Annotated in this window: 13 protein-coding genes and 1 tRNA gene; 7 read left to right on the top strand and 7 right to left on the bottom strand. The window is 67.0% G+C overall.

All coding sequences use genetic code 11. The features are described 5' to 3' along the window. Complete coding sequence (locus tag APZ21_RS24265) at positions 1–1,062, bottom strand: Hsp70 family protein (RefSeq protein ID WP_054815587.1); 1,062 nt, start codon at positions 1,060–1,062, stop codon at positions 1–3. Between the two features lie 76 nt (positions 1,063–1,138). Then, complete coding sequence (locus APZ21_RS24260; protein ID WP_239476794.1) at positions 1,139–1,741, bottom strand: MarR family winged helix-turn-helix transcriptional regulator; 603 nt, start codon at positions 1,739–1,741, stop codon at positions 1,139–1,141. Positions 1,742–1,868: 127 nt separating this feature from the next. Here APZ21_RS24260 and APZ21_RS24255 point away from each other — a divergent pair. Further along, a tRNA-Cys gene (locus APZ21_RS24255) sits at positions 1,869–1,943 on the top strand. Between the two features lie 388 nt (positions 1,944–2,331). Here the strand turns inward: APZ21_RS24255 and APZ21_RS24250 are convergent. Both APZ21_RS24250 and APZ21_RS24245 read right to left on the bottom strand, forming a co-directional pair. After that, positions 2,332–3,243: an HNH endonuclease gene (locus APZ21_RS24250; protein WP_162240383.1), complete on the bottom strand. Its 912-nt coding sequence runs from the start codon at positions 3,241–3,243 to the stop codon at positions 2,332–2,334. Between the two features lie 192 nt (positions 3,244–3,435). After that, complete coding sequence (locus APZ21_RS24245; RefSeq protein ID WP_239476793.1) at positions 3,436–4,863, bottom strand: metallophosphoesterase; 1,428 nt, start codon at positions 4,861–4,863, stop codon at positions 3,436–3,438. 138 nt (positions 4,864–5,001) lie between these two features. Here APZ21_RS24245 and APZ21_RS33290 point away from each other — a divergent pair, with 138 nt between their 5' ends. The 3 genes from APZ21_RS33290 to APZ21_RS24230 all read left to right on the top strand — a co-directional run bounded on the left by APZ21_RS33290 (position 5,002) and on the right by APZ21_RS24230 (position 6,173). Then, positions 5,002–5,382, top strand: a complete 381-nt coding sequence (locus tag APZ21_RS33290) for a hypothetical protein (RefSeq protein WP_156371312.1) — start codon at positions 5,002–5,004, stop codon at positions 5,380–5,382. Positions 5,383–5,556: 174 nt separating this feature from the next. Continuing rightward, entirely contained in the window at positions 5,557–5,748 is a 192-nt protein-coding gene (locus APZ21_RS24235) for a hypothetical protein (protein WP_054815583.1), read from the top strand. Next, positions 5,745–6,173, top strand: a complete 429-nt coding sequence (locus APZ21_RS24230) for a type II toxin-antitoxin system VapC family toxin (RefSeq protein ID WP_054815582.1) — start codon at positions 5,745–5,747, stop codon at positions 6,171–6,173. Before APZ21_RS24235 ends, APZ21_RS24230 begins: the two co-directional genes overlap by 4 nt. 69 nt (positions 6,174–6,242) lie before the next feature. Here APZ21_RS24230 and APZ21_RS24225 read toward each other — a convergent pair whose 3' ends face one another. Then, positions 6,243–8,825: a helix-turn-helix transcriptional regulator gene (locus tag APZ21_RS24225; protein WP_239476796.1), complete on the bottom strand. Its 2,583-nt coding sequence runs from the start codon at positions 8,823–8,825 to the stop codon at positions 6,243–6,245. A gap of 177 nt (positions 8,826–9,002) precedes the next feature. On the opposite strand from APZ21_RS24225, the gene APZ21_RS24220 reads away from it, so the two are divergent. The 3 genes from APZ21_RS24220 to APZ21_RS24210 are packed head-to-tail and all read left to right on the top strand — an operon-like array spanning position 9,003 to position 10,026. Beyond that, positions 9,003–9,281, top strand: coding sequence for a DUF4242 domain-containing protein (locus APZ21_RS24220; protein ID WP_054815639.1), 279 nt, complete (start codon positions 9,003–9,005; stop codon positions 9,279–9,281). 30 nt (positions 9,282–9,311) lie between these two features. After that, positions 9,312–9,608, top strand: a complete 297-nt coding sequence (locus APZ21_RS24215; RefSeq protein ID WP_054815581.1) for a hypothetical protein — start codon at positions 9,312–9,314, stop codon at positions 9,606–9,608. A 34-nt stretch (positions 9,609–9,642) separates the two neighbouring features. Next, complete coding sequence (locus tag APZ21_RS24210; RefSeq protein ID WP_156371310.1) at positions 9,643–10,026, top strand: hypothetical protein; 384 nt, start codon at positions 9,643–9,645, stop codon at positions 10,024–10,026. 452 nt (positions 10,027–10,478) lie between these two features. Here APZ21_RS24210 and APZ21_RS24205 read toward each other — a convergent pair whose 3' ends face one another. After that, positions 10,479–11,090 (bottom strand): methyltransferase family protein, encoded by a 612-nt coding sequence (locus tag APZ21_RS24205; RefSeq protein ID WP_019045637.1) that lies wholly within the window; start codon positions 11,088–11,090, stop codon positions 10,479–10,481. A gap of 76 nt (positions 11,091–11,166) precedes the next feature. Further along, on the bottom strand, positions 11,167–12,096 hold the full coding sequence (locus APZ21_RS24200; protein ID WP_019045638.1) for a cation diffusion facilitator family transporter: 930 nt from the start codon (positions 12,094–12,096) through the stop codon (positions 11,167–11,169). Positions 12,097–12,102: the final 6 nt, after the last annotated feature.

Below are 12,102 nucleotides of genomic sequence, written 5' to 3'. Positions count from 1 at the left end.
TCAGTTGTTCGACAGTTGAGGTGCGGTACCCATCTCGATCTGGGTCGGCGCGGTCCCCCCTTCCGGGGTCCGCGCCGAATTCCGTTCCAGGGCGAGCAGTCCGGCGATGGTCGCACCAAGCGCCACGGTGACCGCCACGGCCGCGACGACCTTGCGCCGCCCGACCGCGGGCGGCATGAGCGTGCCCGGCAGCGCGGCCCGGCCGCGCGGCAGCGCCATGCGGACCTCGCCGGGGTGACGTTCGGCGGCCAGCAGCACCGCGCCACGCGCGGAGACGTATTCGGGTTCCGAATCGTAGATAACCGGCAGTTCGAGCAGTTCGGCCAGCTCCTCGCGCATCATCGGGCTGCGGGCGCAGCCGCCGAGCAGCACGATGCCTTCCGGTCGCACGCCGGTCTCGTCGATGAGTCCGCGCACGAAGTCGGCCGAACGGTGGATGCTCGCGGTGCACAATTCGGCGAGATCGCTGCGGGTGATGACGGCCCGCCCGCCCGAAGCGGCGTCGAGTGCGGTGACCACCCGCGCGCTGCTGAGCGATTCCCGGTGCCGACGGCTGGTGACCTTGTCGGTCAGTACGCCGCCGCGGGCAAGTTGCCAGCGCAGCAGCGCGTCGTAGCCGTCGCCGCCGAGCACCGCGGTGCGCTTGCTGGACAGCACCGCGTCGGCGCGGCAGTCGACGTGGGTGATGGTCAGGCCCGAGGCGCCCAGGTCGTAGAGGATGACCGTGCCGGATTCGGGCAGTCGGCCCGTGAAGCGCAGGTAGCGCAGCTGCGCAAGCGGTTCGTCGACGATGGTGAGCGGGTCGCTGCCCGCGGCGGTGCGGACGGCCTCGGCGTGCATGGGGCAGCGGCAGGTCACCGCGGTGCCGCTGACGAGTTCGTCGCGCCGGTCCGCGGACCGGCGCATGAGCCGGATCGCGTCGAACACGGGTTCGTCGACGCCGCCGCCGGCGCGGCGCGGAATATGGCAGCGTTCGATCGGGGGCAGATGCGGTTGATCGGAATGTGTGAGAACCGCGCGCGCGCCGCCCGCACCCGCCGACACACCGAGGACCAGCACCATGCACACTATGGTGTACCTTTTCCCGGCCGCTGCCAAGACAATGACACAGGCAATTCGCTAGCCGGATGCCAGGACTTTACGAGTTGTCCGATTCAGCAGCGTAGTCGACGGACCGGTCGGGTTGCCGAGTCGGATATCGGCCCGCCGACCAGATCGCCGTTTCGGAACCCGTGTCGAAGTCGCCGGCCGCGTGGCGGAATTCCGACAGCAATTGCAGCAGGGTCTGCAAGCGGTCCGGCGGCAGCCCCGGTTTGGCAAAGACTTTCGTATTCAACTCCTCGGTCGCCCGCGCCACCAATTCCCGGCCCGCGTCGGTGATCTCGATGAGCGTGGCCCTGCGGTCGCTGGGATGGGGCACCCTGGTCACCAGCGCCGCGGCCTCGAGCCGGTCCACGGTATTGGTGACGCTGGTCGGGTGCACCTGCAACCGCGCGCTGGCCTTGGCCATCGGCAACGCCCCCGTCTTGCTGAACCCGAGCAGCATCAGCAGTTCGTAGCGGGAGAACGTCAACCCGGTCGGCTTGAGCGCCTCGTCGACACGGGCCATGACGATCTGCTGGGCGCGCACCAGCGAGGTGACCGCGGCCATACCGTCGGCGACATCGCCCCAGCCGTGGCCGACCCACTGACGGTGGGCCTCCTCGATCGGATCGAGCGGAAGCGGACGTGGCCGAGACATGGACTCGATCATTCCATGCCCGCCCCGGGTATCGCCGCAACATGTGAAGCGGCGTCGTCCACATTGGAATCACGGTGAGCGCAAGTCTCGTCGTGACACCATCCCGGCGGGCATGCTCTGACGCGAGGCGGGCGTGGCTGAGTGGTTGAGGCAACGGTCTGCAAAGCCGTTCACGCGGGTTCGATTCCCGCCGCTCGCTCCACGGCAGCTGGGGGCGCTGCCCGGACATCCGGTCCGACGATAATGCCACGTCGGACCGGGTTTCCATCCTTCCCGCGCTCGCTGGATACAGCCCAGAGAACGGCGGTCGCACTCCGACACGGGTTCATACAGTCCGCAGTTCGTCCGCAGCAGCCCGCGCACCGGCTTCCATGCCTTCGGCTACGACATCCAAATCGTCGGCGAACAGATGCCCGTAAGGTCGAGTGTCGGCATGGCCGTCTTGTGCCGAGCATCCGCTGCACCACGTTGATGTTCGCGCCCGCGCTGATTGGCAGCGACGCCGTCGTACGGAGTAGCCCGTGCATGCGGCACGAGTCCCCGAAGCTCGACCCGACGACGCCGCCACATCGAAAGGTGTGGCGCGAAAGCTACCACGCCGCAGTGGCTTCCGCATGATGATCGGCGAGAGCTGCCATGTACGGACCGTCGGCGATGACTGTCCCGACGAGCTTCTGATAGTCAGGATAGCCGTCCATCGATGGCGCCAGCACGACCGACCGCGTCGCCGGATCGACCGCCATCAACCCAGCGTCGAACAGTTGATGAAGGTCCGACCGCAGCAGTAGCCCCTCGTCCAAGTTGTGTGACTCGTGCACTGCGAAGGCGCGCAGGTGCGCGGCCTGCAATACCTTGGCGGGGCACGGACCGGTCACCGCGCACCGCACCTGATACCGCTCCAACAGCGCCTCGCGAAACTCCTTCTGCCCGTGACGAACTCGGACAAGCGCCTCCCTCCGACCGCCCCTCGGAGACTTCACGCGCGGCGCCGGGAGCGCCGGTACAGGCACTGAGAGCCCCTCCAGGACCTGGATCAACCCGTCGAGGTCGCACTTCCGAATCGCATTCTGGCGAGCGCGATCCAACAGCGACTCGACAGCGCCGAATGACAGTGCACCGTCCAGCGGCTGCCACTGTGCGCCATAGCTCGCGACATAGCGCGTAATCGGCACCTCGAGCCGAAACGGCTCGTCGAACTCGTTGCGGCAACGCCGACACAGATACTCCGAACCTTTGGTCTTCCGCGGCGCCTGACCGGTTCTCCTACACTTCGGACACACGAAGCGGACCTTCACCGCGGACCCGGAATCGATGTAGTCGATCCGCGAAACACCATGCACCACAGTCGAGTCCCGAAGGATGACCATGTCCCCGACCGTCACTTGAAGATGATTCGCTACACCACTGTCATAGACATAGGTGGAGCCGAGCACATCCGGATAGCCCTCGTTGCTCTCCCATACTCGACCATCCAACTTCGACAACAACGCCCACGCCCGCACTTGCGACCCTCCCGGCTGCCAGCGGCCCCGCGGACCGCGCTCCCGCCAAGAGTACGAAGCCGGTCCGACAATCACGGCCGGAAGCCCATTCATCGGGTGGTTGCCGAATTCGGCCGTACACGATCGAGAGCGCCCGGGCGGCGCTACGCGCCGTGCCGTTGGCTGGTGTCGGCTTAAGTGAGTCGTCCCCGGTCAGTAGAGGCCGGAGAAATCGTGTGGCACAACATGATTGCGGTCGGCGAGGGTGCCGAGCGTGTAATCGGGTAGCAGGCCGAAGTATTCGCCGCGGGTGACGGCGCTCCACTGCCGTGCCGCCGATGCGCGGGTCTTGTAGAAATTGACCATGTAACCGCCCTCGTAGAGGCGCAGCAGGCTGTAGCCGCCCGGATACTCCTTCACCGACGCGACTTCCAGAAATTCCACCGCGCAGGCCGAATCGGGGCGGGTGCGGCGGGTGCGGTGGGTATGTCCGGCGTGGTGCAGGAAGACGCCCGGCGCGCGGGTGTAGAGATCCTGGAGTTCGGCGCTGTCGGCGGCGTTCAGGACGAATGCGGGGCCCGCGAGCGCGGTGCGGCCGGATTCGGAGGTCACCGGGTGGTGGCCGAAGACGAGGGTGGGGCGGTCCGGGTCGGCGCGCAGCAGGTCCGCGAATCGGTCGAACTGGGGTCGTTCGATGCGGCCGCCCGCCGCGTCGAGGTCGCTGGTGTCGAGGCCGAGAATCCGCAGCCCGCCGATCTCGTGTGCCACGAGTTCCTGGCGGGGAAGGAAGACCTCGCCCCAGCAGTCGCGGTGCTCGGCCGGGGCGGGGGAGCAACCGGCGTACTCCTCGCCGGTGTGCGGGCGGTCGTGATTGCCGCGCACCACCAGGTAGTCGCGGCCCAGCGATCCCCACGAGTCGAGTCGGGCACGGACGGTGCGCGACTGGTCCGGGGTGGCTTCGGCGGTGAGGTCGCCCGCGAGCAGCAGCCGCTGAGCGTCGCGATCGGGGCGGCGCAGGTCATCGAGCAGGGCGGCGAGCATGACCTCGGGATACGGCGGCAGGTCCGGGAGAGCGCGGAATCCGGGCGGCAGCCCGCCCGCGACGAGGCCGCTGACCGTTTCGCCGAAGTGCACGTCGTTGGCCAGGGCGAGCGTGCGCAGCAGCCGTCCCGGTGGCGGGACCAGCGTGGTGAATTCCCCGGTGGTTTCCGGCGATCCGGGCGCGAGCGTGGTCAGGTTCAGCGCGGGCGTCGCCCGCACGCCCTCCGACCACGCCTCGAACCGGTAACGGCGACCGGGATCGAGTCCGTCGATCTCCGCGTAGTGGTACGGCGTGACCTCGGCGAGGTCGTGAATAGTGAGCGTAGGCGCGTCCGCGGCCGCGATCCTGACCTCGCCCGCGGTCGCCACCGGAACCGCCCTGCCGCTCGCGTCCGGTGCGACCGTTGTCCAGGTCAGCACCATCGAGCGATCGGTCACGGTGACCAGTTCCAGATCCGTCGCCGCGATCGAATCGGGCTGTGCCCGAGCGGAACCCGCGCCTAACCTCTCGGTCACCGGCAACAGCGCGGCCACGCCGAGTGCGCCGAGCAGGGTGCGCCGGGTAGGGCCGCAGCAGGTCATGCCGCGAGCGTACGGCACCCAACGCGCCTTTCGTCCGCACCGCGGGGCCGTGTATCCCTTTACCCGGGATTCGTGTCCGTATGCGCCACAGCGACAAACCTCACCTTCGTGGCGACCAGGCGGTGCGTGTCGGTGCCCCGCTCTATATTCGGTGCCGTGAGCACTCCGCCGAATACTCGAAAGACGATGATGCGCACACTGTCGACCCTGGCGATGCTGGCCGCCGCCTGCACCCTAGCGGCCCCCGCCCTCGCGCAGCCCCCGACCACCCTGGTCGTGCGCGCCGTCACCGGAGCCGACGATCTACCCGTCACCGGAGTTCGCGTCGGCGTCACCGGCTGCGCCCCGGGCCCCGTCCCCACCGAACTCGCCACCGGCCCCGACGGCGCGGTCACCGCCGTCGTCGCCGCGGGCTGCTATCAGGTCGTGATCGCCGAGGTCCCCTCCGGATGCAGTCTGGAGGGCGCCCCCGACACCCGAGTCCTGGTAGCCCCCGGCATCGCCCAAACCTCCACCTTCCGCTTCCACTGCGCCTGACCGACTACCTACCGGGCCGTGGCGTTCCTCGACTCGGGCCGGGTTGTATTACGGCGTGGTACGATGTATTACATGGCCACGCCTGAGCCTTTGCCGCCGACGGAAGTCAGTGTGCGTCAATTCGTGACTGATTCCGGGAGTGTCACCAGGGGACTCCGTGAAGGTAGGCAATTTGTGCTGACCATGAACGGCGAGCCATTGGCCGAGGTCACACCGATCCGCCGTCATCGCTTCGTTCCGACCTTCGCGGCTCAGGCCATGTTCGCCGTCGCGCCAACGCTCGACTACGACGAACTGCGCCGTGATCTGGATGCTGTCGTAGATGACGAGTTGTCCGAAGACCCGCTCGAAGGAACGGGTTTGTGAATCGCGCTTCACGAGGTGTGCTCGACACCGGCATCATCGCCGCGCTGGCGTTGTTCGATCCCACGCAGTTGCCGATCGAATCCGCAATCACGACGGTCACACTCGGTGAGCTGTCGCGCGGTCCCTACGCAACCGACGACCCGGTCGCCCGCGCACGCCGCATCGCCGTACTCCAACACGTGGAAGCGACATTTGGCGACGCATTGCCCTACGACAGCGAGGCTGCTCGGACCTTCGGCCTGATCTGCGCCGCTGTCTATGCGGCGGGCCGCCAACCGCGCCGCCGAGCCGCCGACCTGATGATCGCCGCTACCGCCGCCCGCAACGGCCTCCCGCTCTACACGACCAACCCGAAGGATTTCATCGGTGTGGAGGATCTCGTCGAAATCGTCCCGGTGATCCGCCCCGACGGTGCCACCGGCTGATCGAAGCCGGCCGGGTTCGCGCGTCTGCGAAGCTTGCTCTGGATCGCGGCAGGAGGGACGCGTCAGCGGTCAGCGTAGGATGCCCATTTCCTTGGCGTGTCGGACTGCGTCGCGGCGATTGGCGACCTGCAATTTGGTGAGGATCGCCGAGACGTGATGGTCGACGGTTTTCACCGAAAGATACAGTCGCTCCGCCAATTCGGCGTTGGTGAGACCGTCCTCGAGCAGTCGCAGCACCTCGATCTGGCGGGTGGTCAACCCCATCGGATTCGCCAATGTCGTCGCCTTGCGCGGGGCGGGAACGGCGCGGACCCCGTTCGCGCGCAGGTCGTAGCGGACTTTGGCGGCCACGGCATCCGCGCCGAGCCCGTCGAGAATATCCAGTGCCCGGCGGGCCGCGGTCGTGTCGCCCGAATCGATCAGCGCGAGGGCGACATCGTACGGTGTGGCGAGTTCCCCGAATGCCGCGGCGGCTGCTTCGTACTGTCCGGCCGACAGCAGGCGATACGGTTCGGCCACGGATTCCGCGTCGGTCCGTTCACCGATTCGCCCCAGCCACATGCCCAATTCGCCACGCGCCCACTCCAATCCCAGATCGGGCACGCTGTCGAACAAGGTCCGGCACCGGTCGAGGCGTTCATCGGCAACCCCCGTCAGCCAGATCCGCTCGACGATCGCCGCGGCGACCGGCAGCACTCGCACCGGTTCGCCGTAACGGCAGGCGAGTTCCCACGCATGGTCGATACCACCGTGGTCGTCCCCGCCGCGGCGTAGCGCGACCAGCGCCCGGATCAACAGTGGCCAACCGCGAGCCAGCGGTGCGCTCGGGCTGTCCAAGACCGAGTCGGCGTCGGCCAGTGCTCCCTGCCAATCGCCGGTGAGCAGTTTCAGCCGACTACGCGAACCCAGTTGCACCACGTGGCAGACGGGGAGGTCGTGTTCGACCATCAGCGGTAGGCAGGTATCGAGCAAGTCGGTCGCCGCGCTCAATCGCCGCTGCTCGACGTCGAAATAGGACAGATTCGTGTAGCCGCTGGAATACGTCTCGTCGATGTGCCGTGGACCAGCGGCGAGAAGTGCGAGTAGTCGCTCTCGCGCGACCGTCTCCCCGGCGAGTACCCCGCACCAGCCGCCGATGATCTCGACACGCGCCCGCAGCATCGGATCGCCTGTGGTACGGGCGATATCGCGGGCGCGGGCGAGCAGGCGCGTGGCACGGTCGAGTTGCGTCGATTGCCCGGCGAGGAACGCCTGCATGGCCAATGCGTGCCCGAGTTGCGGGAGAGTCGCGGGTTCGGGCGACTTATCGCGGTCCTCGAGAACCGCGATCGCCGCGGCCACATGGTCGTCGGCCACCGCACGATTCGAGTTGTACCATTCGTATATCGCCAGGGCGTGCAGGTCGGCGCTCACCGCCGGTTCCGAACGCATCGCCTGACGCAGCCGGATGGCATTGCGGCACACCATGATCGCGTCGTCGAGACGGTCGGTCAGGTAGTACTCCTCGGCGAGCAGTTCGAGGAGCTCGGCTTCCGTGGCCGGGGCCAGCTGGTGTTGTTCCAGTGCGAGCCGGAAGAATTCGGCCGCCTGGGTGTGCGCGCCCGAACGCGCGGACGCGCGCCCCGCCTCGGCGGCGGCTCTCGCGATCAGCCCCCGGTCGCCCGCGCCCAGCGCGTGATGGGTGAGCACGGCGGGATCCGGCTGTCCGGTCGCGTAGTGGGCCGCGATGAACCGGCGATGCAGACCCGGCTCGGCTCCGGGCGGGATCACGCTGGTGACGGCGAGGCGGCACAGGTCGTGCCGGAACGCCACCCCGCGAGCGTCGCGCTTGATGAGTTTGGCGCCGTCGAGGGCACGCAGCGCGGGCAGAGTGATACCGAGATCGGTGAGCAGGTGGTCGGCGATGGCGCCGGGCGCGCAGGTCAGCAGATGCAGGAGGTCCCAAGCGGCGGTGTCCAATCCGGCGGTCCGGGCCAGAATGGCGTCGCGGACGGTCGTCGGCAGGTCATCGGTGCGATGGTCGAGCATCTCGCAGACGAAGAACGCGTTGCCGCCCGTCACCCGATGCAGCCGAGCGGGATCGACGGGCCTGTCTCCGGCCAGGGCGGTCACCGCGTCCAGACTCAACGGCGGCACCGTGAGTGTGCTCGCATGCCGGGACCTCGCGATATCGCCGAGCAGCCCGCGTAGCGGATGGCTGAGGCCGACCTCGTCGTCGCGCGCTATCCCGATCAGCAGCAGGTGGGTCTGTCGCACTCGGCGCAGCAGGAAACGGAACAGGTCGATGGTGCCCTGGTCGGCCCACTGCAAATCATCGATGACCAGTACCGATGGTGTTACGCGCAGCGCGTCGAATACCGCAGCGAAAATGTCGTAGGACTGATCGCCAGTGCGCAGCAGCGTCCGGGTGGCGTCGTCGAACCGATGCGCGAGGTCGTGCAACGGCCCCAGCGGGCGCGGTGTGGACAGCGGATCGCACGCTCCCCAGAGCACGCGCTCGTCCGCACTCCGGCGCTCGAGGAAGGTCTCCACGAATGCGGTCTTGCCCGCCCCGGATTCGCCGCACACCAGAACTGCCCCACCCTGCCCGCCGCGTGCCTCGTCCGCCCGGGTGGCCAGCTCTCCGAGTTCCCTCTCGCGCTCGGTGAGCATCACATTCCGCATGCTACCAGCGCATATACGTCAGGAACAGCGGAGTTACCGACTCGGCGAAAGCGGTGAGATCCCAAAATAGGGAATCGTCCCCCATGAGATTCGTTTGCCGATGACCGAACGTAGAACTTGCCGATCGCGACCGCGTCGGTACTCACGGCAACAGGAGAACGAATCATGAAGCGCTTCCTCATCGAGCGGGAAATCCCCGGTGCGGCCGACCTCACCACGGCGGACCTCGCCGCCATCGCCGAGAAGTCCAACGCCGCGATGACGTCCTTGGGCGTCCCCTACCGATGGATCACCAGCTACGTCGCGGGCGACAAGATCTATTGCCTGCACGAGGCCGAGGACCCGGACGCCATCCGCGAACACGCCCGCCGCGGCGGCTTCCCGGCCGACCTCGTCGCGGTGGTGGCCGACGAATTCGGCCCGCACACCGCCACCGAAAGCTGACCCCGGACGATTTCGAAGGAGACGACGACGGTGGAGGTTCCCGTAGTCGCGGGTGCGGTCGCGAGTGCGGTCTTCGCCTCCAGCACCCTGCCGATGTTGGTCAAAGCGCGCCGCACCAGGGATGTTCGCTCGTACAGCCCGAGCAATATCGCCCTGGCCAACATCGGCAACCTGGTCTACATGATCTACGTCCTCGACCTGCCGCCGGGACCGATCTGGGCCCTACATCTGTTCCACACGATCAGTTCCGGTTTGATGCTGGTGTGGTATGTACGCTACGTCGTTCTGGCGGAAAGGATTCCGCGAGATACGGCAACGGAATCCTGACCGCACCGGATGGTTGCCGTAGGTGCCTGTGTTGGTGAAATCTCTTGGAATGGACAAGACGGTCGAGTCTTCGGTGTTCGAAGCGGTCGGCAAGGTTGAGCCCGAGCCGATCCGTGAGCACTGGGTGATTGTCGCGGACAAACGCTATCCGCCCAAGCAGGTGTATCAGCTGATCACCGGGTTGCCGCGCTCGGCGTTCACATCGCACCGAGCCCTCTCGGAGTTGCGTCGGTTGGGGCTGTCCACCAGTGTCTACACCCCGCCGCGGACCGAGACTGTCCGCGCGGACGCCGCCGAGGGGCCCAGCGGCAGCGATGAATTGGCCGAGTCGTTCGCAACGCTGTTGCGGTTTCTGACCGACCGCGACCTGACAGCGCGCCTCGCCGCCGCGGCCTGGTCACGAGACGAGGCCGTATAAAGGACCCTCCACACTTCGAGGGGATTGACACCTCCCGCAGCGCCTCATCCTGTGAATGGGTGTTGTCATCTCGCGTCATCGACGCGGGCTGACCGACTCAACATGAGAGGCTCCGACCGGCATTCGCGCTGGTACGGAGCCTTTCGTATCTGTGCCCTCGGCAGGACACGCAAAACATGGGCAACTGGAAAACGCCTGGTCATCGCGGGTTCCTATCCGATCTGACGATCACGGTCTGCCGGTACGGATAGGTCTCTGGTCCCATGTTCGATGTGCCCACGGCGGGGCACATCGAACATGGGAACGCGATTGACCTGATGTCTCTCGCTGGGCAGCTGGTGGTGGAAGCTGATTTCTCGCTGGCGGAGGTCTACAGCCTTTCGAGCTTGATTGCCAGGTTGGGCCTTGGAACCGGGCGGGGGAGCGGAGCGCGGCAGGACGGGCGGGTTCGCTCAGGTAGTGATTCGGCCGATCCCGGGGGCAAAGCGGCCGGTGGTGGCCAGATAGTTGCGGTAGTCTGCGCCGTGGACGCGGGTCAGGTAGGGCTCCTCGACGATCCGGACCTGCAGTTCGATCATGGCCACGAGCAGGACGAATCCGACGATAGCCATGAGGTTTGGAATGATCAGGGTGATCCCGGCGGCGAAGACGAGCATGGCGGTGAAGATCGGGTTGCGCACCAGCCCGAACACTCCGGTGTGCACGAGGGTGGTTGTTTCGGTGTCGTCGACGCCGATGCGCCAGGAATCGCCCATTTGGTCTTGCGCATAGAGCGTCGCGGCGATCCCGGCGACCGCCAGCGCGACGCCGAGCGCCTGAACCGGTGTGGCGGTCAGGGCCGCTATGGGTGCGAGTAGCCCGGTCAGCTGCAGTAGCGCCGCGGCCACGCCGACGGCGATGGCAGCGATGAAGCCGACTCCGGCGAACCACTCCAGCGAGCCGGGGCGGCCGCTGACTCCACGGAATCCGGTCGATCCGGTGTGTCGGTGCTGGCGCCAGCTGCGCCACCCGAAACCCAGTACTCCGAAGATCAGATACAGGGCCAGCGCCCACCAAACCGTCATGGTGTTTCTCCTCGTTTCAAGCAGAGGTCGTAGCAGTAGTCGTGGGGTCGGTGCCGGATGGCCTGTTGTGTAGCGCCTACCAGGTTGTTTTCCGGCACTGCTCGCTGCCGTGCCCAGGTTCGATCTGCACCGTGGCGTGGCCGAGGTGATAGGACTCGGCTAGTAGCTGTTGGGCCGCGCGCAACACGGTGTCGGCGTCGGCGTCGGGGTTGGTCACCAGGTGCGTGGAGGCGACTTCCATGCCAGGGGTCAGGGTCCACACGTGCAGGTCGTGTACCTCCTCGACGCCGTCGAGGCCCTGCAAGGAGTGTTCGATCTGGGCGAGGTCAAGCTCGGCGGGCGCGTGCTGGAACAGGATCCGCAGAGCTTGGCGGCCCAGGTGGAACGCGCGTGGCAGGACGAACAGTCCGATGGCGACGCCGATCGCGGGGTCGGCGTAGCGCCAGCCGAAGATGATGGTGATCAGGCCACTGGCCAGCACGCCGAGTGAGCCGAGCATGTCGGCCATGACTTCCAGGTACGCACCGCGCACGTTGAGGCTGTCCTTGGCGCCTTCGCGCAAGATCAGCATGCTGATCACGTTCATCAGCAGGCCGACTACCGCGACGACCGCCACGGGCAGGCCGGGTACCTCCGGCGGATCCGACAGGCGCCCGACGGCTTCGTAGAGAACCCAACCGGCAACGCCGAACAGCAGGATCGCGTTGAACAGTGCGGCAAAGACCTCGGCGCGATACATCCCGAACGAGCGTGCACCGCCGATAGTGGCGTGGCGGGCGATCAAGATCGCCACCAGCGCCATCGTCACCCCGAACACATCGGTGAACACGTGCGCTGAATCCGACAACAGTGCCAGCGACGAGGTCGAGAGCCCGACCACGACCTGCGCGACGAAGGTGACCAGGCCCAGACCGATCACGATCGCGAGGCGGATGGTGTAGCGACTCGACGCGCTGCCCTGATCCGGATTGCTCGATCCGTGACTGTGCCCGTGTCCCGCGCCCATCGGACG

It is taken from the genome of Nocardia arizonensis, assembly GCF_001310275.1.
Classification (GTDB): Bacteria; Actinomycetota; Actinomycetes; order Mycobacteriales; family Mycobacteriaceae; genus Nocardia; species Nocardia arizonensis.
This window is presented reverse-complemented; position numbering and strand designations above follow the sequence as displayed.

Excerpts from the sequence above, each read along its gene's own strand:
- APZ21_RS24265 (WP_054815587.1), bottom strand. The coding sequence starts at position 1,062 with ATGGTGCTGGTCCTCGGTGTGTCGGCGGGTGCGGGCGGCGCGCGCGCG.
- APZ21_RS24260 (WP_239476794.1), bottom strand. The coding sequence starts at position 1,741 with ATGTCTCGGCCACGTCCGCTTCCGCTCGATCCGATCGAGGAGGCCCAC.
- APZ21_RS24225 (WP_239476796.1), bottom strand. The coding sequence starts at position 8,825 with ATGCTCACCGAGCGCGAGAGGGAACTCGGAGAGCTGGCCACCCGGGCG.
- APZ21_RS24220 (WP_054815639.1), top strand. The coding sequence starts at position 9,003 with ATGAAGCGCTTCCTCATCGAGCGGGAAATCCCCGGTGCGGCCGACCTC.
- APZ21_RS24205 (WP_019045637.1), bottom strand. The coding sequence starts at position 11,090 with ATGACGGTTTGGTGGGCGCTGGCCCTGTATCTGATCTTCGGAGTACTG.
- APZ21_RS24200 (WP_019045638.1), bottom strand. The coding sequence starts at position 12,096 with ATGGGCGCGGGACACGGGCACAGTCACGGATCGAGCAATCCGGATCAG.